The 25,376-nt window shown below is 62.1% G+C and carries 26 protein-coding genes and 5 pseudogenes; 5 read left to right on the top strand and 26 right to left on the bottom strand.

Annotated features, from left to right (window positions below):
- Nucleotides 1–16 precede the first annotated feature (16 nt).
- Nucleotides 17–374, top strand: a pseudogene (locus CN933_RS28775) (universal stress protein); the annotation flags it as partial.
- Between the two features lie 64 nt (nt 375–438).
- On the opposite strand, the gene CN933_RS28780 reads toward CN933_RS28775, so the two are convergent.
- From CN933_RS28780 to nirK, 10 genes are all read right to left on the bottom strand, one after another.
- Entirely contained in the window at nt 439–1,140 is a 702-nt protein-coding gene (locus CN933_RS28780) for a cytochrome c3 family protein (protein ID WP_102763120.1), read from the bottom strand.
- Nucleotides 1,141–1,143: 3 nt separating this feature from the next.
- A complete protein-coding gene (locus tag CN933_RS28785) occupies nt 1,144–1,647 on the bottom strand; it encodes a nitrate reductase cytochrome c-type subunit (RefSeq protein WP_102763121.1) in 504 nt (167 codons plus the stop codon).
- Nucleotides 1,617–4,121 (bottom strand): periplasmic nitrate reductase subunit alpha, encoded by a 2,505-nt coding sequence (napA, locus tag CN933_RS28790; protein ID WP_102763122.1) that lies wholly within the window; start codon nt 4,119–4,121, stop codon nt 1,617–1,619. Before napA ends, CN933_RS28785 begins: the two co-directional genes overlap by 31 nt.
- Nucleotides 4,096–4,383 carry a chaperone NapD gene (locus tag CN933_RS28795; RefSeq protein WP_102763123.1) on the bottom strand — a complete coding sequence of 96 codons (288 nt, stop codon included), beginning with the start codon at nt 4,381–4,383 and terminating at the stop codon, nt 4,096–4,098. The genes napA and CN933_RS28795 overlap by 26 nt, the downstream gene beginning before the upstream one ends.
- Nucleotides 4,376–4,876 carry a ferredoxin-type protein NapF gene (locus tag CN933_RS28800; RefSeq protein ID WP_102763124.1) on the bottom strand — a complete coding sequence of 167 codons (501 nt, stop codon included), beginning with the start codon at nt 4,874–4,876 and terminating at the stop codon, nt 4,376–4,378. Before CN933_RS28800 ends, CN933_RS28795 begins: the two co-directional genes overlap by 8 nt.
- A gap of 7 nt (nt 4,877–4,883) precedes the next feature.
- Nucleotides 4,884–5,069 carry a periplasmic nitrate reductase, NapE protein gene (napE, locus tag CN933_RS28805; RefSeq protein ID WP_029962483.1) on the bottom strand — a complete coding sequence of 62 codons (186 nt, stop codon included), beginning with the start codon at nt 5,067–5,069 and terminating at the stop codon, nt 4,884–4,886.
- Between the two features lie 254 nt (nt 5,070–5,323).
- Nucleotides 5,324–5,767, bottom strand: coding sequence for a pseudoazurin (locus tag CN933_RS28810; RefSeq protein ID WP_102763125.1), 444 nt, complete (start codon nt 5,765–5,767; stop codon nt 5,324–5,326).
- A gap of 108 nt (nt 5,768–5,875) precedes the next feature.
- Complete coding sequence (locus CN933_RS28815) at nt 5,876–6,571, bottom strand: Crp/Fnr family transcriptional regulator (protein WP_102763126.1); 696 nt, start codon at nt 6,569–6,571, stop codon at nt 5,876–5,878.
- 152 nt (nt 6,572–6,723) lie between these two features.
- A complete protein-coding gene (locus CN933_RS28820) occupies nt 6,724–7,638 on the bottom strand; it encodes an SUMF1/EgtB/PvdO family nonheme iron enzyme (RefSeq protein ID WP_102763127.1) in 915 nt (304 codons plus the stop codon).
- A gap of 103 nt (nt 7,639–7,741) precedes the next feature.
- Nucleotides 7,742–8,872 (bottom strand): copper-containing nitrite reductase, encoded by a 1,131-nt coding sequence (gene nirK / locus CN933_RS28825; protein WP_102763128.1) that lies wholly within the window; start codon nt 8,870–8,872, stop codon nt 7,742–7,744.
- A gap of 245 nt (nt 8,873–9,117) precedes the next feature.
- Here nirK and CN933_RS28830 point away from each other — a divergent pair, with 245 nt between their 5' ends.
- Complete coding sequence (locus tag CN933_RS28830; protein WP_102763129.1) at nt 9,118–10,329, top strand: NnrS family protein; 1,212 nt, start codon at nt 9,118–9,120, stop codon at nt 10,327–10,329.
- Nucleotides 10,330–10,364: 35 nt separating this feature from the next.
- On the opposite strand, the gene CN933_RS28835 is transcribed toward CN933_RS28830, so the two are convergent.
- From CN933_RS28835 to CN933_RS28870, 8 genes and pseudogenes are all read right to left on the bottom strand, one after another.
- Nucleotides 10,365–10,670, bottom strand: coding sequence for a hypothetical protein (locus CN933_RS28835; RefSeq protein ID WP_102763130.1), 306 nt, complete (start codon nt 10,668–10,670; stop codon nt 10,365–10,367).
- Nucleotides 10,671–10,907: 237 nt separating this feature from the next.
- The gene (locus CN933_RS28840) at nt 10,908–11,807 is read right to left on the bottom strand and encodes an alpha/beta fold hydrolase (RefSeq protein WP_102763131.1); all 900 of its coding nucleotides are present in this window, start codon (nt 11,805–11,807) and stop codon (nt 10,908–10,910) included.
- 165 nt (nt 11,808–11,972) lie between these two features.
- Nucleotides 11,973–12,428 (bottom strand): annotated as a pseudogene (locus CN933_RS28845) (DUF2493 domain-containing protein); the annotation flags it as partial.
- Nucleotides 12,419–12,691 (bottom strand): annotated as a pseudogene (locus CN933_RS28850) (ArdC-like ssDNA-binding domain-containing protein); the annotation flags it as partial. The pseudogenes CN933_RS28845 and CN933_RS28850, both read right to left, overlap by 10 nt.
- A gap of 496 nt (nt 12,692–13,187) precedes the next feature.
- Nucleotides 13,188–13,481: a metal-sulfur cluster assembly factor gene (locus tag CN933_RS28855; RefSeq protein WP_102763132.1), complete on the bottom strand. Its 294-nt coding sequence runs from the start codon at nt 13,479–13,481 to the stop codon at nt 13,188–13,190.
- The gene (locus CN933_RS28860) at nt 13,478–14,017 is read right to left on the bottom strand and encodes a DUF2249 domain-containing protein (RefSeq protein WP_102763133.1); all 540 of its coding nucleotides are present in this window, start codon (nt 14,015–14,017) and stop codon (nt 13,478–13,480) included. Before CN933_RS28860 ends, CN933_RS28855 begins: the two co-directional genes overlap by 4 nt.
- Nucleotides 14,018–14,020: 3 nt before the next feature.
- On the bottom strand, nt 14,021–15,379 hold the full coding sequence (locus CN933_RS28865) for a hypothetical protein (protein ID WP_102763134.1): 1,359 nt from the start codon (nt 15,377–15,379) through the stop codon (nt 14,021–14,023).
- A gap of 38 nt (nt 15,380–15,417) precedes the next feature.
- Nucleotides 15,418–15,699 carry a DUF2249 domain-containing protein gene (locus CN933_RS28870; protein WP_164867084.1) on the bottom strand — a complete coding sequence of 94 codons (282 nt, stop codon included), beginning with the start codon at nt 15,697–15,699 and terminating at the stop codon, nt 15,418–15,420.
- Between the two features lie 322 nt (nt 15,700–16,021).
- Here CN933_RS28870 and CN933_RS28875 point away from each other — a divergent pair.
- Nucleotides 16,022–16,785 (top strand): annotated as a pseudogene (locus CN933_RS28875) (pirin family protein).
- A gap of 383 nt (nt 16,786–17,168) precedes the next feature.
- On the opposite strand, the pseudogene CN933_RS28880 reads toward CN933_RS28875, so the two are convergent.
- Both CN933_RS28880 and CN933_RS28885 read right to left on the bottom strand, forming a co-directional pair.
- Nucleotides 17,169–17,634 (bottom strand): annotated as a pseudogene (locus tag CN933_RS28880) (NYN domain-containing protein).
- A gap of 95 nt (nt 17,635–17,729) precedes the next feature.
- Nucleotides 17,730–17,960: a hypothetical protein gene (locus CN933_RS28885; protein WP_102763136.1), complete on the bottom strand. Its 231-nt coding sequence runs from the start codon at nt 17,958–17,960 to the stop codon at nt 17,730–17,732.
- Between the two features lie 66 nt (nt 17,961–18,026).
- Here CN933_RS28885 and hemN point away from each other — a divergent pair, with 66 nt between their 5' ends.
- Complete coding sequence (hemN, locus tag CN933_RS28890) at nt 18,027–19,379, top strand: oxygen-independent coproporphyrinogen III oxidase (RefSeq protein WP_102763137.1); 1,353 nt, start codon at nt 18,027–18,029, stop codon at nt 19,377–19,379.
- Nucleotides 19,380–19,457: 78 nt separating this feature from the next.
- Here hemN and CN933_RS28895 read toward each other — a convergent pair whose 3' ends face one another.
- From CN933_RS28895 to CN933_RS28920, 6 genes are all read right to left on the bottom strand, one after another.
- Nucleotides 19,458–21,353, bottom strand: a complete 1,896-nt coding sequence (locus CN933_RS28895) for a nitric oxide reductase activation protein NorD (RefSeq protein ID WP_102763138.1) — start codon at nt 21,351–21,353, stop codon at nt 19,458–19,460.
- A 4-nt stretch (nt 21,354–21,357) separates the two neighbouring features.
- Nucleotides 21,358–22,176 (bottom strand): CbbQ/NirQ/NorQ/GpvN family protein, encoded by an 819-nt coding sequence (locus CN933_RS28900; protein ID WP_102763139.1) that lies wholly within the window; start codon nt 22,174–22,176, stop codon nt 21,358–21,360.
- A 62-nt stretch (nt 22,177–22,238) separates the two neighbouring features.
- Nucleotides 22,239–23,585: a nitric-oxide reductase large subunit gene (locus tag CN933_RS28905; protein ID WP_102763140.1), complete on the bottom strand. Its 1,347-nt coding sequence runs from the start codon at nt 23,583–23,585 to the stop codon at nt 22,239–22,241.
- Between the two features lie 24 nt (nt 23,586–23,609).
- The gene (locus CN933_RS28910) at nt 23,610–24,062 is read right to left on the bottom strand and encodes a c-type cytochrome (RefSeq protein WP_102763141.1); all 453 of its coding nucleotides are present in this window, start codon (nt 24,060–24,062) and stop codon (nt 23,610–23,612) included.
- A gap of 162 nt (nt 24,063–24,224) precedes the next feature.
- Complete coding sequence (locus CN933_RS28915; protein WP_102763142.1) at nt 24,225–24,515, bottom strand: cytochrome C oxidase subunit IV family protein; 291 nt, start codon at nt 24,513–24,515, stop codon at nt 24,225–24,227.
- 5 nt (nt 24,516–24,520) lie between these two features.
- Nucleotides 24,521–25,072 carry a cytochrome c oxidase subunit 3 gene (locus tag CN933_RS28920; protein WP_102763143.1) on the bottom strand — a complete coding sequence of 184 codons (552 nt, stop codon included), beginning with the start codon at nt 25,070–25,072 and terminating at the stop codon, nt 24,521–24,523.
- A 117-nt stretch (nt 25,073–25,189) separates the two neighbouring features.
- Here CN933_RS28920 and CN933_RS28925 point away from each other — a divergent pair, with 117 nt between their 5' ends.
- Complete coding sequence (locus tag CN933_RS28925) at nt 25,190–25,345, top strand: hypothetical protein (RefSeq protein ID WP_011970971.1); 156 nt, start codon at nt 25,190–25,192, stop codon at nt 25,343–25,345.
- The last annotated feature ends 31 nt before the right edge of the window (nt 25,346–25,376 follow it).

Raw genomic sequence — 25,376 nt, forward strand, 5'->3', positions numbered from 1 at the left:
TTGCTGCGAAGAACGTCTCCTTGAGTGGAACTCGACCATCGATCCGCAAGGGCCGCCCCCGAAGCGCTGGACATGATGCGAAACGCCGAGGAGTTACACCTGGTGCTCGTCGATCCAAAGACCAAGAACGGCGAAGAGCCCGGTACTGATGTCGCCACTTATCTTGCACGACACCGCGTCAAAGTGACAGTCGACCAGCTTGCGCGTGCCGACCGCCCGGTCGAAGAGTACTCGCCCAGCACGCACGCGACACTTCGGCCGACCTGATCGTGATCGGCGCCTATGGGCACTCGCGCATCCGCGAGAGGGTTTTCGGCGGCGTAACCAAGTCGATGATCGATGCACCGGTTCGGCCCGTCTTGATGGTTAGATAGCATTTCTTCTCCCCGTGCTGGGAGACTTCAGAAGCGCCCGCTACATGCCTCGGGGCCAGCGGCCTTAATTCACGAGCGCGGCGCTGTGAGCCTCGTCCATGACCCGCTTCAGCTCGTCGATCGCGGAAGCAGAAGGCAGCGTCTCTCCTTCGAGTTCGGGTGGGAGCTTCCAGCCGGGTTCGATGCCCTGCATGTTCGGCAGCTCGTGGGCGATGCCCTTGTGGCAGTCGATGCAGGTCGCCCTGCCCGGCAGCAGGTAGCGCGTATGGATTTCTGCAGCACGCTGCGTCTGCTTGGAAAGGTCCATCGCTGCTGAAGAGTGACAGTTGCGGCACTCGAGGCTGTCGTTGGCCTTGAGCCGCGCCCATTCGTGCTTGGCGAGTTCCAGGCGGTGGTCGAGGAACTTCTCGCGCGTGTTGATGGTCCCGAAAATCTTTCCCCACACTTCCTTTGAGGCCTGCATCTTGCGGGCGATCTTGTCCGTCCATTCATGCGGCACGTGGCAGTCGGGACAGGACGCCCGGACGCCCGAGCGGTTGGAGAAATGAACCGTGCGCGTAAGCTCCTCATATACGTTGGCCCGCATCTCATGACAGGAGACGCAAAACTCCTCCGTGTTGGTGAGCTCCAAGGCGGTGTTGAACGCGCCCCAGAAGACCACACCACCCACGAAGCCGCCGAGCGTCAAAAAGGCGAGGCTGAGCGTTGCGGCCGGCGTGGTCAGAATCTTCCACACCCAGACTAGGAGGCGCTTTATCCGAGCCATGGCCTACTCGCTCCCCGCCTGCTTGACGCCCATCTCGCTCATGTCGCGGAAGGTGTTACCGACGAGCGGGCGCACATCCGCCTGCGGCACATGGCAGGCGGTGCAGAAATAGCGCCGCGGAGAAACGTCGGCGAGCATCTGCCCCTCCCGCGTCATGTAATGGGTGACGCTGATCATCGGCGCGCCGGACTCCTGCGTGAGCTCCCGCTTGTGGCAGGATAGGCACCGATTGGTGTTGACCGAAAGCTGATAGCCTTCGATCGAATGCGGGATGACCGGCGGCTGGTCGGGATATGCGCGCTCCTTGCGGGCGTCGTCGACGACCCATTTGGGGATCGGGTGCGCCTCTACCTCGCCCATCTCCTGCGGCGGTCCGGAAAGCTCCGGCACCCTTTCGCCCGCCATCTGGGCAATCGCCCCCGTTGCGACGAACAGGATCGCCAACAGGCCTCCGAGCCACGAACCGGGGCTTTTCATTATGCGACAGAGACGATTTTGACCGCGCATTTTTTGAAATCCGTCTGTTTAGAGATGGGATCGGTTGCGTCGAGTGTCACCTTGTTGATGAGTCTGCTGGCGTCGAACCAGGGTACGAAGATGACGCCCGGCGGCATGCGGTTGCGGCCTCGGGTCTCGACGCGGGCGCGCATCTCGCCGCGGCGGGAGATGATCCGCACCTCGGCGCCCTGGTTGATGCCGCGATCGCGGGCGTCTCCGGCATTCATGAAGCAGACGGCACCGGGGAAGGCTTTGTAGAGCTCCGGCACTCGCATCGTCATCGAGCCGGAGTGCCAGTGCTCGAGGACGCGGCCCGTCACCAGCCAGACATTGTATTCGTCGTCGGGAGATTCCGCCGGCGGCTCGTAGGGAACGGCGAGGATCACCGCCTTGCCGTCCGGACGTCCATAGAACTTCACGCCCTCCCCCGGCTTCACGTAGGGATCGTAGCCTTCCCGGTAGCGCCAGAGCGTCTCCTTGCCGTCGACAACCGGCCAGCGGAGCCCCCGTTCCTCGTGGTAGCGGTCATAAGGCGCCAGGTCATGGCCGTGTCCACGCCCGAAGGAGGCATATTCCTCGAAGAGGCCCTTCTGGATGTAGAAGCCGAAGGCCTCGGCCTCGCGGTTGGCGTATTCCTTGTTGATCTCGCTTGCCGGGAAACGGTCGACATTGCCGTTCTTGAAGAGCACGTCGTAGAGGGTCTTGCCACGATAGCCGGGATTGGCATCGAGGATATCGGCCGGCCAGACTTCGTCGGTGGTGAAGCGCTTTGAGAACTCCACCATCTGCCAGAGATCGGAACGCGCTTCGCCGGGGGCATTCACCAGTTGGTGCCAGACATGGGTGCGGCGCTCCGCATTGCCGTAGGCGCCTTCCTTCTCCACCCACATGGCGGCCGGCAGGATGAGGTCGGCGCTCATCGCCGTGATGGTCGGGTAGACATCGGAAACGACGATGAAGTTCTCCGGGTTGCGGTAGCCCTGATAGGTCTCGTTCTGCGTATTGGGAGCCGCCTGGACGTTATTGTTGACCTGCACCCAGTAGAAATTGAGCTTGCCGTCCTTCAGCATCCGGTCCTGCTCGACCGCATGGTAGCCGGGCTTTTCGGGAATGATCCCGTGAGGAATGCGCCAGATCTCCTCGGCATGCTTGCGGTGCTCCGGATTGGTGACGGTCATGTCGGCCGGCAGCCGATGGGCAAAGGTGCCGACCTCGCGCGCCGTCCCGCAGGCCGAGGGTTGGCCAGTGAGCGAGAACGGGCTGTTGCCGGGTTCGGAGATCTTCCCGGTCAACAGATGGAGGTTGTAGACCATATGGTTGACCCAGACGCCGCGCACATGCTGGTTGAAGCCCATGGTCCAGAGCGACATCACCTTGCGGTTGGGATCGGCGTAAAGATCTGCCAATTGTTCGAGGAACCCGGCCTCGACCCCGGTGAGTTCGACTACCTTGTCGAGCGTGTACTCCGAGACGAAGGATTTGAAACTCTCGAAGTCGCTCGGCGTCATTTTCGCCGCATCCTTGGCGTTCACGGCTTTGACCTCGAGCGGATTGTCAGGCCTCAGGCCATAGCCAATGTCGGTCGCGCCGACCATGAAGGTCGTGTGCTTGCTGACGAAATCCTCGTTCACCCGCCCTGTCTGGATAATATGATTGGCAATGTAGTTAAGGATCGCCAGATCGGTCCCAGGTTTGAAGACGATCGGAATATCAGCAAGATCCATGCTGCGATGGGTGAAGGTCGAAAGAACCGCCACCTTCACATGCTCATGGCCTAGCCTTCGATCGGCGAGCCGCGTCCACAGGATCGGATGCATCTCCGCCATGTTCGAACCCCAGAGCACGAATGCGTCCGCGTGCTCGAAGTCGTCATAACACCCCATCGGCTCGTCCATGCCGAAAGTGCGCATGAAGGCATAGGCCGCCGAGGCCATGCAGTGGCGGGCATTCGGATCGAGATTGTTGGAGCGGAAACCGGCGCGCATCAGCTTGGTCGCGGCATAACCCTCGAAGATCGTCCACTGCCCGGAACCGAACATGCCGACGGCGGTCGGCCCCTTCTCCTTCAGCACCCGCTTCGCCTGCTCGGCCATGACGTCGAAGGCCTCGTCCCAGCTCACCGGCTCGAACTCGCCGTCCTTTGCAAAGGCGCCGTTGCGCTTGCGCAGAAGCGGCGTCTTCAGACGGTCGGCGCCGTACATGATTTTGGACAAGAAGTAGCCCTTGATGCAGTTGAGGCCGCGGTTCACCTCGGCCTGCATGTCGCCATGTGTGGCGACGACCTGTCCCTCCTTGACCCCGACCATGACGCCGCAGCCGGTACCGCAGAAACGGCAGGGCGCCTTCGACCACTTTATCTGAAGGGCTTCGACGCCGCCCGGCACGGGCTGCGCCGCCGCCGGAAGCGCGATCCCTGCCGTAGCTGCGGCGATGCCGGCCGCATGCGCCTTCAACATATCACGCCGCGTCAGTTCGCCGGTCATGGTCGATCCCTCCTTGAGTTTCGACATGCTCAAACACCATGTTGGCTGCCACCACGCCCTCGAGCAGAGAGATGCGCGACAGGATTTCGCCGAGCGTCCCCGTGCTCGTTGCCTCGATCACGACGACCACCTTTCCCCCTTCGTGCGCGTAAACCTCGACGTTCGGCATCTCGGCTAGCCGAGCGACGACACGCTCCCGCATATGCGGCATCGTCGCGACAACCGCGCTGGAGATGTGATAGGTCGCGCTTGGATCAGACATGCGCGTCCTCCCTTGCGACCTCGCGAATGTCGATCGCCGCCACCGGACAGACGGAAAGACAGGCGCCGCAGCCGGTGCACGCCTCATCGCTAAGCTCGGGTAAGAAGGGTCCGCCGGCACGCGGACGGAAGCGGATCGCCTCTGTCGGACAAACATCGCGACAGGCCTGGCAATCGGTGCGGTTCTTGGCAAGACAACTCTCGCCGATCATTGCGACGTGGGGAAAGTGACTTGGCCGGCCGATGAAGACCGGCTCCGGACAGAGTTCCGCGCACTGGCCGCAGAAGGTACACTCGGCGACGGAGAAATCGAGCGCAGGGCGACCCGCGATCATCCGGATGATGCGCGTCGGACAGGCGTCGACGCATCGTCCGCAGCCGGTGCAGGCCTCAAGGCCGGCCGGGGTTGCTCCTGGCAGAAAGACACGCCCACTCCCCCGCTTGCGGGAACCGCGGAGAAAATCACGCCGTGATATCTCGACGCGCTCGCCCACGCCGCCCTCAATGCGCTGGCGGGCCGGGGGGCCCGAAAATGATCTGGAACATCCAGACGAGAAAGCCGTAGGCACCGACGACGCCCACCGCGACGATCGGCCAGATGCCGAACGCCAGCACGAGAAACGTAACGATTTCGTTTCGCCGCCGCGAGGGTGGAAGGCTCGCCGCTGACTGGTCGGTATCGGGCATTCAAGCGTCTCCTCGCTAAACGGATAGGCTTAACGAAAGTCTAGTGCCTCGATCAAAAAAATAAAGGGAGATCCGCGATAATTCGTAAGGTCGAACTCCGAACACTGCGACAAATTGATCTCTGTCAATTACTGACCGAGATGACGAGGATGTAATATATTCAATATCTCTAAAACCAACAATGACAGCACTAAACAGGCCCGACGCAGACGGGCTTGTACTGCGCCGGGTTATTAGTTGGCGTGCTGCCGATACTATTGGAGAGCAACGGCGAGCGCCGCGTCGAGGCGCTCCCGCGCCTTCTTGGGCAGCTTCACTGCCTTTACCTTTTCGACATTGGCGGGCGCGTCACCGACGACGATTGCCGCAACCATGCCCATGCCGACGTGCGGGGTGCACTTCACACCGTAGACTCCTGGCACGTCGAAAGTCACCTTGTAGGTCTCGTTCATCTTGCTCTTGAATGCCGAAGCCCCGTCGGGAATCATGTCCTTGATCGTCTCGACATTATGTCCCTTGTCGGTCGCAACAAACGTGACGCTGTCGCCCGGATTGACCTTGACGAATGCCGGCTCGAAGACCATTGCTCCCTCGGAGCCCTTGTTAAGCATGTGGACCTCGAAATCCGCCGCGAATGCTGTGCCGGTGAAGGCGGCAAGAACTGCGGCGACTGCCATGCCCTTTGCGATTATGCGCACTTGAAATTCTCCTTGGTTTCAGAACCCTGTTCGGTTCTTGCGACAAGGAGATAGAACAGATAAAGCACCTGCTCTTTGATGCTTGTCAAATAGCCATCGGAAATCCGTCTAGTCGCGCCCGCCTTCCGCGAGGGCCGCCAGGCCCGGCAGGTCGCATACGATGAGCTTCTGACGACCGCCCTCGACCAGTCCCTTCTGCTCCCAGGCGCTGAGAATGCGCGACACCGTATGCAGCGTGGTTCCGGTCATTTCAGCTATGTCCTGGCGGGAGATCGGAAAGTCTATGCGGACACCGCCTTTTTCCTGCTTGCCCGCCTGCCGCGAAAGGCGCAGCACCGCATGGGCGACGCGCCTCTCCACCTCCTGGGTCGACATCTCGCGAATCCGCGTGTGTGCCTCTTCGAGGCGCTGGCCGATCGTCTGCATGGTGCTGACGGCTAGATGCGGATTCTGCTCGACGAATTGCGGCCAGAGATCCGTAGGCCAGGAAAGAGCAAGACTTTCCGTAACGGCCGTCGCAGTACCGGGATAATCCGAACGCTGCAGCGCCTTTGCAAATCCGAAGAGGTCACCCGGATGGACGACGCGCACGATGATCTGCTGACCGTCCTCGGTGACCTGGGTCACCTTCAGCCGCCCGTGCAGGAGCAGGAAAAAGCTTGTGGCTCTCTGACCTTGCTCGAAAACAGCGTCACCTTGGGGCACGCGCCTTGCCGTCGCATGGGCGAGCATCCTGTCCAGATCCGCGTCGCTCATCCTGTCGAACAGGGCAAGCGACCGTACGACACTCCGGTCGATCTTCATTCGATTTTCCTACTGCAGATTCCTTGGATCGGAACCAACGCGACCATGATCTCACTATCATGGCGGAAGGAGGGAACAAAGCAGAGTATCCGCGGCGCGACAGAACGTGGTTGTCGTGAGTGCTTGAGAAGCACCCTTCAATGCGATGCACCTCAGACGTCGAGGCCCTTCTCGCGAAGCGCCTGCAGCAGGCGTGCATACCAACGGGTATTCTTCACTAGACGGAAGCCGACGTTGTCCGGGGGCGCGCCGACGGCGCAGCCGCCCCCCTTGGGCTTGCGGATAAAGGAACTGAGCGCGGCGCGATGCTTGCCCGTGGCTATGTAGATGCCGCAGGATGAGGTGTCGCTGGTAATGCTTCCTGTGCGGTCGAGCGTGACACGCCTAACGCAGGTCGTCGTCCATTCCCAGACATTGCCGCCAAAGTCGGTGAGGCCCGTCTCGCTTTCGCCGAAATGTCCGAGTCGCTGCGGCTCCGGCTCGCGGGAGGCCTTGCGCGCGGTCTCGCGGTAGTAGTCGGCAATCCACCGCAAGGCTGGATTGGAGCCGTCGTCCTCGACGTCGAGCGCGTCGTCGGGAAAACGGCTGCCGGCCGCAAAGGCGAGCTGCTCGTCCGTCGGCAGCATCCAGATCGTGCCGGTTCGCCGGCTGAGCCAGGCGGCATAAGCTTGCGCGTCGTCGAAGCTGACCCCCGTTGCCGGCGTGCTTCCAGGATCTGCGGGTACGTGCTCGGGTTCGGCGGGCGGGCACGCCTGTTCCGCGACGCAGCGCGCGTAGTCTGCGGCGGTTACTTGATATTTCATGATGATGAGCGGCGCGCTCATGCGCACAGTCTCCACCGGCCCGTCGACGGCATAGCCGTTCTTGAAGAACTCCCCGGCTGCACGATACCGGAAATCCCTCGGAGCTACGGTTACGACGGGCGGTTCATCAAGGGCGCTGCCCGACGGAGCGCTGCCCAGCAGCCCTGTCTCAATTGCGAGGATTCCGGCGAGTATCAGAAAGAGCGCGGAGGGTATTGCAAGCGAGATGGGAGCGACTTCTCTGCCTTTTGGAAGTGCGTCCATGGCGGCCTCCTTTCGACTGTCGTTCCTTGCCGGTCTCACCGAGAGATCTGGCGGCGAGGGTGCCGGTCGCTCCGATGCGGGCCATCGGAGCGACCGGCTTCAGTCAGGTACCCGATGGAGCAAGGAGCGAGGTCATCAGGTCGTCGTTCCAATCGCCGGTGACGGCGAAATGAGCGGCAGCGCCGAGCTCGAACGCCTCGATTAGGTTGTGGTTGACGTAGGCATAGATTCCGGGCTGCTCGAAGGTGTAGAAGGCAGCGCCCGCCGTGCCGCCGGGTATGAACCAGGTCTCCTGATCGACCTCGGGAGGATTGCGGAACTTGCCGGTCGCCCAGACATAGTCGCCATGGCCGCCGATCAGGTGCGGGCGCGTGTCGCGGTTCGCCTGCGAATGGACGATCAAGACTTTCTCGCCGACGGCGGCCTTGAGCGCGTTGTCGCCGGTGAGCGCCCCGACCGCACCGTTGAAGACAATGTGGGACGGGGTAAGCGTGCGCATCACTTCGAGCGTATCGGCATAGGCGTCGCCGACGCTTTCGTACTTCTTGAACTTGCCGCTTGCGTCGCGCGGCACGTAGAAGTCCTGCTCACCGACATAGTAGACCTTGTCATAGGTAAGCGGCTTGCCCTTGCCGTCGGTTAGTCCTTCGCGCGGCAGCACCATGATCGCACCGTTCATCCCCGAAGTGACGTGCCACGGAACCATGCCGGGAGGTGCACAGTGGTAGACGAAGACGCCCGCCTTGGTCGCCTTGAAGCGCAGCACAGTGGTCTCGCCCGGATTGACGACCGTCAGTGCGCCGCCCCCCAGCGCGCCGGTTGCCGAATGGAAGTCGATATTGTGCTGCAGCGTGTTCGTGTCCGCGTTGATGAGCGTCAGCTCGACATAGTCGTCCTGGTGCACGACCATCAGCGGACCGGGAACCGAACCGTTGAAGGTCATGGCATGGAGCTCCGTACCCTGCTCGTCGATGACGATCTTCTTTTCCTCTATCGTCAGCGTGAACTCGACGACCTTCGGGCCGCCTTCGGCCTTTTGCGCATGGGCGTGGACGAAGGGCGGTTTGACGAGATCTACCTTGACGCGCGGCAGCGACGCGACGTCGAGGGAGGCCACCTTGGCTACCGCCTCTTCCGCATGGGCCGATACGGCGCCAACCAGCGGCGTCAGTGCGCCTGCGATCGCGGCGCCGGCCAGCATGCTGCGACGTGTCATCTGGAATTGCTCAGACATGGAACCTCTCCTTGAGAAGACGGAGCGAATATCGCCCGGTCATGCTCATTCTAGGGTGGTGGCGGGCAGGCTCTTTGAGGTGGAGCAAACAGGCAAATTGCCCTGGTGCGACATTTTGGCCAGCAGCGCGACAACTCCGTACGGCGTTTCCGCCGGTACCCAACTGCCATGTCTTTGCCAATTGTCAAAGAAGACATTGCTCAACTCCGGTAGTCAGAGGCGACCCAGACATTAGGAGTTGAATCATGAATGGATCAAAGGTGGCCAAGCGGGAAGGCTACGTGCCGCGGGGCCTCGCCCGCACGGGCCCGGTGCTCTTTTCATACGGATTCAGACCCTTCTTTCTCGGCGCCGCCGTTTGGGCGGTCGTCGCCATGACCCTCTGGGTTGCGGCCCTCGCGGGTCATCTCGAAGTCGCCGGCAGCTATGGGGCTCATGCCTGGCATGCGCACGAGATGCTGTTTGGCTTCGCCCCGGCTGTCCTTGCCGGATTCTTGCTGACCGCGGTACCGAACTGGACGGGCCGCCTCCCCGTCTCCGGTTGGCCGCTCGCCGGACTGTTCGCGCTTTGGCTGGCGGGACGCGCTGCGCTGCTTTCCCCGGATATGATCGGCATCCCGCCCGCCGCGGCTATAGACGGCCTCTTCCTCCCGGCGCTGCTCTTGATCTGCGCCCGCGAGGTAATCGCCGGTCGCAAATGGAAGGATCTGAAGGTGCTGGGCGGTCTCCTCGCACTGTCGCTCGCCAACGCCTGCTTTCATTTCGCGGTGATCACGGGAGACCATGTCCATATCGCGATGCGCCTCGGCATTTCCGCCTATGTGGTACTCGTCACCATCATCGGCGGTCGGATCTTGCCGAGTTTCACCCGCAACTGGCTGAACCGTGCCGGCCGGACCGAATTTCCGGTTCCCTACAACCAATTCGACACAGTCGCCATTCTTGCGGGCATCGCGGCGCTTGGCGCATGGACGCTTGTTCCCGACCATTCGTTCACGGCGGTGGCGGCTTTTGCCGCCGCACTGCTGCACACCGTCCGACTCGCCCGCTGGCGCGGTTGGTCTACCTGGCCGGAAATGCTGCTCGTCATACTGCACGTCGCCTATGCCTTCGTTCCCCTGGGCTTCGCCACAATCGGCATCGGCGCGCTCGGCTTCGTCGAAGAACGTTCGGTCATGCATTTGCTCACGGTGGGCGCCATCGCCGCGATGATGCTAGCGGTCATGACCCGTGCGAGCCGCGGCCACACGGGATATCCGCTTACCGCATCGCGATTGACGACCGCCTCCTACGCCGCGGTCGTGACGTCGGCGCTGTTGCGCCCGCTGGCGGAAATAGTTCCCGCCGTTGCAGCGAGCCTCTATGCCGTCTCCGGAAGCGCGTGGATCCTGGCCTTTGCGCTGTTCTGCATTGAGTATGGCCCGATCCTGGCGCGCAAGCGCCGGGTAGTGCAGTAGAGCGTTGGTTTCCAACCGCCTCACAAAAGCGCCAGCTAGCCAGCGGGCGCTTTATTGGAAGCGACCTCAGACCAAGCAGCACGTCGATGAGCAAAGACCACCAAGGCCGGGGCAAGGGCCACGTTCGTGGTCCTGCAGGTCGGCCTCATGTTTGCGCGCCAGTTATGGCTGAGGAAGGCGTCGACGGCAATGCCCCCGGCAACGCCAGCGCCGGCATGATGCGCCCATAGGCCGATGGTGACGCCGGCAAAGGCCGGTAGCGCGAATATGGCAAGGATAAATAGCAGCCAGCAGCAGAAGCCGATGGCGGCTATGCCGAGAAAAATGCTGAGGATCATCATGGTGGTGCCTCCCTGACGAATGATCGAAAGGCCGCGCCTACCACCACCGCATTGAACATATGGCCGAAGCGCCGGAAAGCGCGAGTGGAAATCCGCCCCGTCTCGGCGCGACCGATAAGGCGACGGCGGCGCTCATGCGCCGCCGCTTCCGAACTTCCAGACCAGGATGCCGAGATGCATAACTTCGCGACAGGTGGGAGGTCGCAAGCAAGACATCGGCGCGTTTTCGACGGCAACCTAGTGGCCGCGCTCCATAAACTCCTGCAAAGCCACTGCGGTATCCCGGGGAAACTCCTCCGGAAAGAAGTGCCCCCCGGCGACAGGACCGCCGCTCACGTTATCGGCCCATGTCTGCCAAAGCTTTAAGGGGCCGCCTTCGTCAGCGTACCAATTCTGCAGCCCTCCCTCGGCGCTCCAAAGCGCGAGTACAGGGCATGAGATCTTGTTTCCCACCTTCTCGTCCGCAGCGTCATGATCGCGGTCGATGCTCGCGGCGGCGCGATACTCTTCGCAGATTGCATGGACGTGGCTAGGATCTCGCAGCGCGTCGACATAGGCCTCGCGGACTTCGGATGGAAAGGCTTCGTTTCGCGACCCCCACTGATCGATGGCGTTCGCAATAATCGCCTCGGCCGCACCGTCGACGAGACGTTCTGGCAAGGGTTCGGGTTGCGCCAGTAGGCTCCACGGCCAGAACCCGAGCGTCAGACGAACGTCGGCACGATCCCATACGGTGGCCGTCGGTAGGATATCGAGAACAGCGAGCCGCGAGACACTGCCGGGATGATCGAGCGCCATTCGGTAGCCAACCCGACCGCCGCGATCGTGTCCGGCGACAGCGAATCGCTCATACCCCAACTGCTCCATCGCGTGCACGAGGTCGGACGCCATCACGCGCTTCGAATAGGGGAGATGGTCAGGTGAAGATGCCGGGCATCCGCTCTGTCCATAACCACGCAGGTCTGCGCATACGACTGTGCAAGTCTCAGCGAGGATCGGCGCAACGTCTCTCCACATGAGGTGGGTTTCCGGAAAGCCGCGAAGGAGCAAGAGCGGAGGTCCCGAGCCAGCGAATCGAACGAAGTACGTGCATTCCGCAGTACGTACCGTCTCTGCTTCAAATCCGGTAAACACCATCGCGGACCCTCATCACTCGGCCGAAATCACTGAAGTATGATAGCACACTCCTCAAACAATCCGCGACGTACGCCAGCGATCCGGAATGGCGCAGCGTTCGCAAGTCCGGCGACGTTTCTCAACGTCTTGACAATCTAGCACGGGAAAGCGGCGCTCACGTGCCGCCGCTGCGCGGCCGTGCTTCGTCCAGTCGGGCGCAAAGCCGATCTGGGGCACGTTGCGGTGATCGGCCCAGCGGGCGGCGATCTTCTCGGCGCCTTTCGGTGACTTGCCGTGCATCAGCACCATGTCGGGGTGTTTGGTATGAACCTGGTCGAGCTTGTCCCAGATCAGCCTGTGGTCGATGAAGTCGAGCCCGCCGGTGAGGGCGACCTTCGGTCCATCGGGCAGAAGCACTTGTGCGTCGGCGCGTTTCCGGGCAGCAATATAGTCGCGGCTGTCGACCATTGCCGACGTCAGCGCGCGATGGTTGACCCGTGATCCGGTACGCGGTGACCAGGGCGTGCCGGTGGTGCGTAGATAATGCTCGGCGGCACTTTCGCGGAAGACCTCCAGGCTGTCGCGGCGTTCAATGAGGCTCTTGCCGACCTCGATCAGCCGCTCGAGCTCGACGACAGCGACTGGCGGAAGGTGAGCCAGCTCTGGCTGGAGAAGCCGCGTTCGATTACCGCGCCCCACAAGAGCAGCACGTTGATCCCGGAATAGGTCCGGCCGGTCGAGGCGTTCTTCGTAAGGCCGAGCGGTGCCTTCGCCGCCGCCGTGCCCCATGGTTGGACCCAGGGCACGCGCCCGGCCTCCAGCTCGGTGATGATCTTGTCGATGACCTCGGAATAGAGATTGGTCCGGTCACTCCTGGCGCCGGATTTGCGGTTCATTCTGGACATCGCGGTTCTCCGCGACGGGCGCCGGAGAGTTGCGGCCATGCTGGCTAACACTTTGGAGTCGCCGCCGGTCCCGAGAGCCTATAGTCCGGCCATTGCCGTGACCCTTTGACGACATGCACAGCAATGTCCTCTTTCCCTGCGCGCAGCGGTTGGACGCAGAGCAGGCTTGAATTGCACTTCAGGTTTCCGGCCGAGTTCCGGCTTCGTACCTTCGGCGTGGCGATGGGAGGTCGGGGAGGTGGATGTCCCTCGCCTGCACTGCAGGTTGGCCTTGTCCCGAGGATCCGGGGCGCCACCACGCCTGACCTGGTCGCCGTGACCATGCGGCACCGGAAAGTCCGCCATCGCCGAGGCTTCGGAGATCAGCGTAGAAGTCGAAACGACGCTGGGCGATGAGATGTACGATCTCACCGTCCTCTGCATCCTTCCGTAGATGCCCGTTATCGACGTCGTCATTAGCACTTGCCTCTGCTTTCCAAACAGCAAGCCTACCGTGTCAGCCGGCCATCATATCCGGCGTCCAAGCCGGCTCGTAGGTTAGCCGGACTTCTGCGTACTCAACACCCGGCACATACCAGACGCAGTTGCGCACTGCCTCCTTCAGATATTCGCTGGCCGGACAGCCCTTCGTGGTCGTTGTCATCGTCACATGGGCGATGCCGCCTTCCTCGACGAATACATCGTAGATAAGACCGAGATCGACTATGTTGCGGCCAAGTTCAGGATCGATGACCATGCGCAGTGCATCGCGGATTGCATCGCAGGTAGTCGCGTTCCCACGTTCGTTCATAGCTTCGGCCCCTTATCACCGATGCGGACGAAGATACGGAAAGTGGTTCGTGTTTCGTCGAAATTGCCCGCCCACTGGTGCCCCCGATTCGAAAGCTCCGGGAAGAGGAAGATGGGCTCACGGGAGAGAAGCGCGAACAGCACGTCGCCCGGCTGCAGCCGCTCTGCAGCCGCGAGGATGCGGACCATGGGCTCCGGGGGATCGAGCTCGGTCAGGTCGAGGTTTTCGACGGGATCGGGCCAGGAGGCCGGATTGTCGGCATCTGCAGAGACCTCGACGGAGGCTCCTGCTGCCTTTGGCGTGAACAAGATTTCCCAGTCGCCGTCTTGTATCTCCTGTGCCTGGTAGCTGAAGCCGCGGCCCTCCATGACTTTGAATAGCGGCTGCGGACGAAAGGGAGCAAGAAGCCGCAACGCTTGGGCTGGTCTCAACCCGTTCACCGCCTCCATGATCGCCTGGAACGGCTCGCCGCCGCTCCTCAGTATAGGTCGGACGTCGAATTCTCTTGGTGCTGGGTTCTGGGTTTCGATAGTCATTGATTACTCCTGTGGTCTAGAGATGGGGAGAAAGAGATGCGGCCTTGGCGCGCCCGCGGGAAGGCGCAGGGGCGCTGCGACGTAGGAGAGCATGCGGGCGCGGACGAGCTCCACCATCAGGCCGACCGTCGCGCAGAGTTGCGCTAGCGTGGCGACGCGGAACGCCGCCGGACTTTCGGCAAAGAGCGAAAGCGTAGCCGCAATCACCGCCAAATAGTAGACAAAAAACCAAATACTTGCACGTTTCTCCTCGACCAAGTCCTGAACACGCGGCACTGCGCTCCGCCCGAGAACGGGGCCATAGCATTCGAGCCAGGTCAGGAACGGAATGATCTTGTAGAGCTGCGCGAGGCCGAGGCCGGTCAACCAACCAAAGACGAAAAGGTAGACGAGAGCCGCGGCGCCTTCGCCGGCCGCGGCCCGTGTGATTGGCAGGGCGAACATGACGACGGAAGCGAAAAGTGCAGCAAAGGCCGCATAGCTCGCGCGGATGTTGAGTTCCACGATTTTGCGGCGGCGCTCACGGAACAGGCGCAAGACGTCGGCGGAATAGAGGACGGCGGCGGAGACGGCCAGAAATGTTGCGACGCTCCTCGCCCCTTCCATGCCGTCGCTGTCCACTGCAATCGAGACGATGCTGGCAACGACGATCGCCAGTGCCGCGGCGCCCGTCCACCAGACAGCCCTGCTTGTGGCTCGCGTGTCATCCGGCGCAAGCATGAACATCGGCAGCAGCCGATAGCTGACGCCGATCGCGGTGAAGGTCAGCCAGCCTCCAAGGCCAAGCGCCGCGTGCAGCGGCACTCCATTGAGGAGAAGCGCGATCGCCGCGTGATTCGTGACCGTGCCCGAAAGGACAAGCGTGAAGGCGGCGCCGGCGAGGACCGCGGCGATCAGCGCGCCGAGACCCACGGCCACGAAGCGCGCGGGAAGCGGCAGCGGACGCACCATAAGGAGCGTCGTCGCGAGCATGATGATAACGAGACCAAAGCCCATCGCCAGAAGTAGCGCGCCAGACGGCAACATGGCTGGCGAAACTCCTTCAGCACCGCCAAGTGCGGCAAAGCCGCCGACGAGCAAAAGAAGTCCGGGAATGAGCAGCGCCAAAGCCGGGGGTGCGAGCCGCCCGCCCCGAAGTGGCGCTGCAACCAGCACCGGCACGAACTGCAACAGCGCCCCCGCCATCAGCAGGCCGAGCCAACCGATGGCGACGACGTGCACAACCGCCAAGGTGCCGGGGGCTTCGACGGCGGCGAATGGGTAGCCGTAGCCCGCGACCATCGCGCCCTGGCCGACCACCAGAAAAATACAGGCGGCGGCGAAATAGGACATCGTCCATGGGGAAAGCGTGGTTCCTGGCATCTAAAATCACCGTGTTCGCTAGCGGGTCAGCGGCCGGATCAATGATCCGACCCGCAGCAGCATTCGCAGCCGGAACCGCTCTCCAGACGGGCGATCTCGACTCGCCAGACTTCGGGCCCCTCTTCCAGATAATCCCAGCCGAACTCGCCTCGGAAATTCGTTTCCAACTGGTAGTGGAGCGGGCGCGGATCATGGTCGCTGGTGATCAGCATAGAGCTGCCAGCCCGAAGCGTTCCGAGCATTTCGAAGATGCGCGGATGACGCTCGCGCGGCGGGACGGTGCGGACGTCGATGGATGGTTTCGGCTGTGTTTCTGTCATTGTGGTGGAGTTCTCTGTCGACCGCCCCTCGTGCATTCCGATGCGGCGGCGGCTGGAACCGGATCGGAACTTGCTGACCTTATCCCTGCGAGGGCAGTCACACTTTGACGGGGAGCAAATAATTGGAGAAACGGTCTCAGACTGTGTTCCGGGCCTCGAATTCGGCTCGACACGCAAGTCCGGCACCATTCAGCGATTCGGCTATGAAGTCCGTAACCAGCCGCGACGGACGCCCCAATCGACGAAACGCTGCTGCTTTCGATTGACGGGACCTTCCGGCGGGCGGCTAATGATCGGGGTGTTGTCCACGCTGGAGGATTCCGTGCTGCTCAAAGGCGATCGAACGTCTATTGTGCGCGACATGGGAGGTTTTGTCGTTCGCGTCAACATGCCCGGATGGCTGAAACCGAGGCCAACGGATCACGGTCACGGTCCGCTTGCCATGATCGTGGAATCGAGCCTTGATCCCGGACGACTCATCGCAATGCACGAGCACCGGAATGACGAAATCATTTCGTGGGTGCCCGACGGCGTCATGCGCCACGACGACAAGACTACCGGCCGCCTGGTAACGGACAGCAGGCATTTAATGGTGATGAACGCCGGACGCAGTTTCTGGCATTCTTTGTCCGGCCGCGTGCAGTCGATCTTGATCCCCGAATACAGCACGGGCCGATCCCCTCGCAGAGCCCAAACACCTGGCGACACCTGGTCGGCTCTGAAGAAGGCGACGCCCCTTTCCACGTTCGTAATACAATCGACCTGTTTGACATCCGGCTCGAGCCAGGTGCGAGGTTAGTATTCCCGCATATGCGAGGTCGCAACCTCTACTTCTATGTTTTCAGCGGGTTGCTGCTTGCGGAGGACCAGACGTTTGCCGAGGGCGAGCAAGGTCTGCTGCTTTCCGATCGGGCGCTATTGCTAGAATCGAAGACCCGGAGCCTTGCTATCGCATTCTTGATCGATCCTGACGCACCGATCGCGCGGAAGGGGACGGTGGGCGACCACCGAAGAATCCCACCAGCCATCCTCATCCGAGTGCTGAAGAAATGGAGACAACTGCGGAATTGGAGGCAGTCTTCCTAAGTGGCCAGCCTCTTAGTCCCGTGAAACGGGTACAGCCCGCAGCATACATACGAGAAGGCGCAAAGAAGGGGTAAGCCGAACACTGCCCTTACCTCAGGTTTGCCTCGACCGACTGATTTCCTGCAGGGCACCGGCAATCCAGGATCGAAGGAAGCCCGGATCCTGGCGTTCCGAGCTTAATCATCTTCAAACTGCATTTTTCGAAATACTAAGAATCGACACTGAAATACTTCTCCCCCCTCGCCAAACAGAAGGCTCTAAGAGAAATATGGGGAAGGTGTGCCGTCGCCGAAAGGATGTTATCCGAATTCTGTAGCGATAAAGTAAGAGTCTATCGATAGTTTGTACTTTACGTTTCCTGGTCGGCGAGAGCTGAGGGCAAGTCACACCTCAGTTTCTACGTTCCTAATGGCATTTCTCTCCCACACTGGGCCGCCTTCTGCGTGCTCCCGAATTATCTCGCCCCGGAGTTTGCCAAGTCGATGAAATGATCGGCTTTCCGCAGTAGTTTGGCAGAAAATGTTGGCGGCCGCGTCGCCATGGTCGACACCACCGAGACCTTGCAGCCCTTTCGCTGCAAGGCTGCGACAAGGCTTGTGAAGTTATTGTCGCCGGAGATGATCCGCACTCTTGGCCAGTTCCGATGCGTCAACCGCCAACTCGACATCCATATTTTTTCAATTTTGCGTCGCCCGAGCTGTCGGTGAATTCTCTGACCGGCTTGGTGACCACCTGGTATCCGTTGTAGTCCGGCCAGTTAACTTGCGGTGGTGCGAAGCCGAGCGCCTTCGAGGCTGTGTAAACGTTGCCGCCGATGAGGAGCGCGATCTTCTCCCGCTGATCGAACATGGCCGCTCTCTCCCTCGCGGACCGGGCTCCAAGGTCCACTCGGCCTGCGCGCGGGGTATAAGTCTTCGAATGGTGTAATATACGCCGGAAGTGCTTCAGTTGCGCGAAACCCTTCGGCATATCTCACCCATCGACCCGACGAGTGCCTCGACCACCCGGAGACCGGTTTGGTGCTGGATGAACCGGTGTCGGCCTGGCTCGCCTTGCTTCGGCGATGCGCTGACGGATGCCGGAAACATCGGCGTCGCCTCGGTGATCACGACACCTGCTCCGACGCTGAATGCGGCCGTTCCCACTATGCAGTCGACATCGTTGACATCGCTCAAAGAGGAGGCTCCGGTTCGCCCCTAAAATGGCCCCAATCAAGGTTCGACCCACCAGAAGGATTCTCCATGCAACCGGCTCTTGTCGCAAAATACGGCGAGGCACGCCTGCCCCGCTACACAAGCTATCCGACGGCGCCCCGCTTTTCGCCCGCCGTCGACGCCAGCACCTATGGCGACTGGCTCGCAGCCATCGCGCCGGGAAAGCCGACGTCGCTCTACCTGCACATTCCTTTCTGTCGATCGATGTGCTGGTACTGCGGCTGCCATACCACAATTACGCAGCGCGACCAGCCAATCCTCGATTATCTCGACATGCTTCGTGAGGAGGTCCGTATAGTCTCGGCAAACACGTGTGCGCCGCTCAGCATCGACCACGTGCATTTCGGCGGGGGCACGCCGACAATCATGCAGCCGGAGGAGTTCCGGGCGCTGATAGCACTGCTGCGCAAGCATTTCCAGTTCGCGAGCACTGCTGAGATCGCCGTGGAAATAGACCCGCGAACCCTCGAGCCGGAAATGGCGACGGCCCTGGGCGAAGCCGGTGTCCGTAGGGCAAGCCTCGGGGTGCAGAGCTTCGATCCGGTGGTACAGAAGGCGATCAACCGGATCCAGAGCGAAGAGCAGACGATGGAGGCCGTTTCGCGCCTGCGTCAGTCCGGTATCGACAGCATCAATTTCGATCTCATCTACGGCCTGCCGCACCAGACTGTCGAATCCTGCATCGCGACCGCCGAGGCGGCGATCCGGATGGGACCCGAGCGCTTCGCAGTCTTCGGATACGCCCACATCCCCTCGTTCAAGAAGCACCAGAAGCTGATCGACGAGCAGGCGCTTGCTGACGCGGCGGGCCGCGTCGCCCAAGCCGAGGCCATAGCGGCGACACTTGCCGCCGCCGGCTACCGCCGCATCGGACTCGATCATTTCGCCCTCGCGGACGACAGCCTGGCGATCGCGCAGGCGAGCGGTCGATTGCACCGAAATTTCCAGGGTTACACGACCGATGCCTGCGAGACTCTCATCGGCCTCGGTGCGTCGGCGATCGGGCGGATGGACGACGGCTATGTGCAGAACGAGGTGCCGCCGGGCCTGTACGCGCAACACATTGCCTCAGGTCGGCTTGCAACGGTGAAAGGCTACCGGATGACGCGAGAGGATAGGTTGCGGGCAAGCATCATCGAGCGGCTGATGTGCGACTTCGGCGTCGATGTTCCCGCTCTCGCCACCGCGCACGGCTTCGATCCGGAGATGCTGCTCCGCGGCAATACCAGGCTCGCAATGCTACAAAGTGACGGCATCCTTGATATCGCCGACGGCGTCATACGGCTGCGCGAAGGGAGACGCTTCCTTGTCCGTGCCGCCGCTGCGGCCTTCGACGCCTATATCGATCAGTCGGGACGGACGCATAGCAAGGCGGCGTGAAGGCCGCCTCAAGCTGAGAACAGAGAGGCCCGGCATGTACGCGCATACCGGGCCTTCCGTCTCGCGGCCTGCCCCCGCCTATCTTACAAGGCCGCGATAGATCGCCGGCAGGGCTGCAGGCAGCCTGCCGATGTTACTGACGACGGCGTAGCCGTTCTGACCGAATATGGCCGGTAGATAGGATCTCGCCTCGCCATCCACTGTCACCCCGAAGACGCTGATGCCCGAGCGGCGCGCTTCGCCGACTGCGCGGCGGCTGTCCTCTAGCGCGAAACGCCCCTCGTAGTGGTCGACATCGTTGGGCTTGCCGTCGGTCAGGACGATTAGGAGCTTGCGGCGGTTCGGCCGTTCGATAAGCCCCGCTGCGGCGTGGCGGATGGCCGTGCCCATTCGGGTGTAGTAGCCGGGTTTCAGCGCCGCGATACGCGCCTCGATCGTCGCGCTCATCACCTCGTCGAAGGCCTTCACGGTCTCCATCCGCACCCAATCCCGCCGTCGGGACGTGAAGGTGAGGATTTCATGGGCGTCGCCACAGGCCGAAAGCCCATGCGCCAGCACCTGAAGCGCCTGCTTCTCGACATCGAGGACGCGAAGATCATCGAACCAGGCGTCGGTCGAGAGCGACACGTCCACGAGGATCGTCACCGCAAGGTCGTACGCCTGGGGGCGGCTCATCATGTGGATGCGGTCGCTGCCCTGCCCACCGGCTCTCAGGTCTGTGCGAGCCCGGACAACCGCATCGAGATCGAGATCGGCGCCGTCGATCTGCGCCCTCAGCATCTCGTGTCGCGGCCGCAACACCTCGAACTGACGACGCACACGCCGGATCAGGCTCTTCGTCGTCGGATTCGCTTCTCCCGGCAGGCCTTCCGCCGAGGCGGGCGCCGCAAGCACCCGGCAATGGTCCTTAAGGTAGCCGCCGCTGCGATAGTCCCATTCGGGATAGGTGACTTCCGCCATGAGCGGCGTGCGGTCCAGCGCTTCCGGGGGAAGGTCGAGGTCGAAGCGAAAGCGAGCGGCCGGGCGCCCGTTGCGTTCGCCGAGTGTCATGTCGTCGAGCTCGTCGGCGGCGCTGGCGTCGTGGTCATCGCTGTCGTCCGCCGGACGATCGACATTGACCATTTCGGCCATGGCGAGGATCTTTTCGAAGCGGTTGAGGATGAACGGGCTCCGCTCGGACTGGCGCTGTGCCTCGCGTGTCGCCACATGGCGCGTCGTCTCCGGCCCTCCCACTCTGTCGCCACCGCGAGCGGGCTCGTCTTCGCCGTTTCGCCGCTCCGTCTCTTCACGCAGGAGCGCGTCGGGCCAGAGCGGCACTGGAAGCATCGGCAGGTAGCCGGGTGGCGCATTCCGGGGAAAGATGACCGGCGGCACGTCGTCGTTCAGGCCGGCGCCGTCTCTCAGCATGTAGAGTATCCGGTTTTCGACATGCTGCTCGACCGAAGGAAGCGAGCGCCGCTGTCGGACCTTGAGCACCGCCCTGCAGAGACGACGATAGCGTTGGCGCATGGCGGGATAGGTGGCGAGCACCGACCTTACCGTCTCACCGGCACGCGAAAGGAGTGCCAGATCGCGCGATAGCGGGTCGGCGGCGCCGACGGGCTTGAGCGGCATGACCGCCATCATCGCCGCCAGCCAGAAATACAGGTCGCGATTGAGACGCCGCAGGGGAAAGAGATCGACCTCTGCTGGCATCATCAACGTCGCATGGTCGCGCGCCGGCTGCACGAGCTTCTCCTCGCCAAGGCCCATGCGCTGGCGCAAGCGCAGCCGATGCGCGGAGGTCCGGCCGCGGGCGGGTGCGATCTGCACCGCCCGCTCGCCGCCAAGACCGCGGAAGTATACCGCGAGCACGGCCTGGACCTCATCGAGCCGGACCACCTCGTCCGGGAAGCGCGGCCAGGTGCGCGTATTGCCGATCAAGCGGTGCCAGGCGCGGCCGACCGTTTCTTCAAGTTCGAGGAAGTCCAGCATTTTCTTATCCCTGGCGGACGACCGCGTCCGCGATCTCGATGAGCGCGGCCTTGACGTCCGGCTCGTCGGTGAGCGGTTCGATCATCGTCGCCAGGACGGCGTCGCGCACCGACACTCCGTTGTCGATAAGGCTGGAGCAATAGACGAGCAGGCGCGTCGAGACGCCCTCCTCGAGATCATGCCCCTTAAGACCCCGTAGCCGATGTGCGAGATCGACAAGCTGGGCAACCCGGCTCTCGTCGAGCCCGCTCTCCTCGGAAACGACGGCAATCTCGCTCGCCCTCGGCAGGAAGTCGAACTCGATGGCAACGAAGCGCTGCCGCGTGCTCGGCTTGAGGGCCTTGAGCAGGTTCTGGTAGCCGGGATTGTAGGAGACCACCAGCATGAAGCCGGGCGGCGCCTCCAGGAGCTCGCCGGTGCGTTCGAGGGGCAGGATGCGCCGGTCGTCGGTGAGCGGATGCAGCACCACCGCGACATCCTTGCGGGCCTCGACGATCTCGTCGAGGTAGCAGATGCCGCCCTCGCGCACGGCCCTGGTCAGGGGGCCGTCGACCCAGACGGTGTCGCCTCCTTTGAGGAGATAGCGGCCAGTCAGGTCTGCGGCGGCGAGATCGTCGTGACACGACACGGTCGAAAGCGGCAGGCCGAGCTTCGCCGCCATATGGGCTACGAAGCGCGTCTTTCCACAACCGGTCGGACCCTTCAGCAGAAGCGGAAGCTGGCGCGTCCAGGCGCTTTCGAAGAGCTCGCATTCCCGTCCTGAAGGGGAATAGGCCGGGATAGCCGAGTCCGGAATGGGCGGAGCCTTGAGGGCGATGTTCATGAACAATCTCCGAGTTCGAACTTCAAACGAGGCGGCCGGCCAAGTGGGCCGGCCATTTCCTTTCATTCGGCGGGTTGGACGGCTTGGTTGAGGGCCGCGCTGGCGCTCCTGCCGGGTACAAGGACTGCCCAGAAGAACATCAACGCCGAGATGAGTACGACGACGCCGGATCCGAGGCGGATCCAGTAGAAGAGGGCCAGTTGCTCCTGCACGGCCATGAAGCTCTCGCCGAGGACGCGCTGCAGGTGGACCTGGACGACACCGGCGAAGGTGAGCGCAAAGGTCATGACGGACATGGCGCTGCACATGGCCCAGAAGCTGGCGATCGACAGCCACTGGTTATAGGGCGCCCGTCCCTTGATTTCCGGGATGGCATAGGCCATCACGGCGAGGTTGAGCATCACATATGCGCCGAAGAAGGCGAGATGCCCGTGCGCAGCGGTGACCTGGGTGCCATGGGTGTAATAGTTGACCGACGAAAGCGTGTGCAGGAAGCCCCAGACGCCGGCGCCGAAGAAGGCCATCACCGAGCAGCCGATCGACCACAGGAGCGCGGCCTTGTTCGGATGCTTGCGGCCGGCCTTCCAGGTCATGACGAAGGTGAAGGCCACCATGGTGAAGAAAGGAGCGACCTCGAGCGTGGAGAAGAGCGAGCCGATCCACTGCCAGTAGCCCGGTGCGCCGATCCAGTAATAATGGTGGCCGGTACCAAGGATGCCGGAGAAGAGCGCCAGGCCGACGATGACATAGAGCCACTTTTCGACGACCTCGCGGTCGATGCCGTTGAGCTTGATCATCAGGAAGGCCAGAACCGAGGCCATGATCAGTTCCCAGACGCCTTCGACCCACAGATGGACGACGTACCACCAGTACATCTTGTCGAGCGCGAGATTGACCGGGTTGTAGAAGGCGAAGAGGAAGAAGATCGCCACGCCCCAGAGGCCGAAGATCAGGATGTTCGTAACCGTGGTCTTGCGGCCCTTCAGCACGGTCAGGGTGATGTTGAAGAGAAACATCAGGGCTACTACGACGATGCCGACCTTGATCGCGAAGGGCTGCTCAAGAAATTCGCGGCCTTCGTGGATGTGGAGGAGATACCCAACGACCGCAATGGCCGCGGCCACCAGGAAGATCCAGAACTGTGCGACCGCAATCTTCGGGCTATAGAGCTCCGTCTCCGCCTCTTCCGGGAGCAGGTAATAGGTGGCACCCATGAATCCCATCAGCAGCCAGACGATCAGCGCGTTGGTGTGCACCATGCGGACGATGTTGAATGGCAGCAGTTCGGAGAGCGTGTTGGGAAGCACGTAGATGGTGCCGGCGAGCACGCCGAAGAGGATCTGGGCGAGAAACAGGCCGAGCGCACCGTAGAAATACAGCATCGCGACCTCCTGGGTTTGATATTTCATGTCTTTTCTCCTTGTCCCGTCGTCTCAGCCGGCCTCGTTCGGGGGCCACTTCTGCGTCTTGATGCGGCTCGTCCATTCGAGGAAATCGGCAAGGTCGTTCAGTTCCTGCTCGGTGAGATCGAACTGCGGCATCTGCCGCCGCCCCTCGGCGCCGGAGGGCTGCGCCGCCATCCAGGATTTGAGCGTCTCGCGCGCGCCTTCCGGGTCGGACTCGCCGCCCCACCTCTTCCAGACATTGCCGAGCTCCGGCGCGAAATAGGCGCCTTCGCCGAGGAGAGTGTGGCAGTTGATGCAGGAGTTCTTCTCCCAGACGTGCTTGCCGCGCGCCACGGAGTCGGTCAGCGTCGACTCGTCGGTGGATACGGTTCTCATGTAGTAGTGGCTGTGGGCCGTCAGGCCGACAAAGATCGCGAAGAAGAAGATGGAGCCGCCGTAGAAGACGTTGCGTGCCCCTGTCTTGGTAAGGCGTTCTGCCATCCCGTGGTCCTTTCAATTCCCGCAGGCCGCATTGCGCGGGCCGGCCTGAGCAATTCCCGCCGGTCGGCCGCGGATCCCCCCGCCCACCGGTAAACGCGATCTCTTCTAAGGTCTGCGCGCCGGCGTTCTTTGCGTTTCGGCAAACAACGGACGAAGAGCCCTTCAACCGCCGGGCGAGACGGTCGCGATGAGCGCTTTTGCCGCAGCCGCGAGTGCAAAGAAGAACGGCCAGGCGATAAGGCCGACCTGCAAGACCCGCGGTCCCGAACGCAAGCCTAGAAAGTCCAGCACGACGAGACGGGCTTTCAACAACGCGAGCGTCAGCAAGGCGAGCGTGACCACCAGCGGAGCTGCGGGATCCTGGGCCTTGAGGGAGAGCAGCATGCCGGCGAGAACCATCAGGACAAGGACCATCCAGGTCCTCTGCAACTGTCGGGGGTCGTGGTCGGTCATGGTGCTCAAACCAGATAGAGAATGGGGAACATGACGATCCAGACGAGATCGATCACATGCCAGAGGGTGGTAACGAGGTCGACATTGGCGCGGCGCGGCTTCCAGGCGACGACGAGCAGCACGATGGCGACGAAGCCGACATGGACGAGATGAAAGCCGGTCAGGAGGAAATAGAGTTCAAAGAATGAGTGAAACGCGACCTCGCCAGCAAAACGGATCTCCGTGCCGTACTCGTAGATCTTTATGGCAACGAAGGCGAAGCCGAGAAGCGCCGCCAGCACAAGTGCCCGGCGCCGCCTGGCGACTGACGCGCCCTTTCCTGCCGCAACCGCCGCCTGCCAGCCGCTCGTTAGCAGGACGAGCGTGTTGAAGGCGGCTATAGCCGGTTTGAGGTGCAGCCGTGCGACGGCGAAATCGTCGGCAGCAATCAGCGAGGCGACCAGGAAGGCGGCGATAAGGATCCCGAAGGCGGCGAGCTCGCTCCAGATCAGGACCCAGAGGATGAACGTATCGGCTTCCTCTTCGTCGGCCGCGCCGGCCGTCATCGCGTTTTCCATGCCCCATCTCCGCATCGGTTGCCGAAGCGGAATAGGAGAAAGGAGCGTCCGGTTCTTTGCTCTCGATCAAAGACCGGTCCAGCCGACCCGCTATGTTCCGACGAAAAGGAGATCACCATGTCTGATGCGCAGATCGGCCTCTCGGTAGCCACCCCGATCATCATCATCTTCGCGCTCGTGCTCTATCGCATGGGTGTCCTGCAACGGACTGGAACGGCCGCCGCCGTGCTGGCGTCACTCGCCTGCGCCGCCGTCTTGTTCATTGAACGCTGAATGCGGGAGAAACAACGTGGCTATCTCATCT

Origin of the sequence: Sinorhizobium sp. M4_45, from assembly GCF_002885915.1 — a bacterium.
Classification (GTDB): Bacteria; Pseudomonadota; Alphaproteobacteria; order Rhizobiales; family Rhizobiaceae; genus Sinorhizobium; species Sinorhizobium meliloti_A.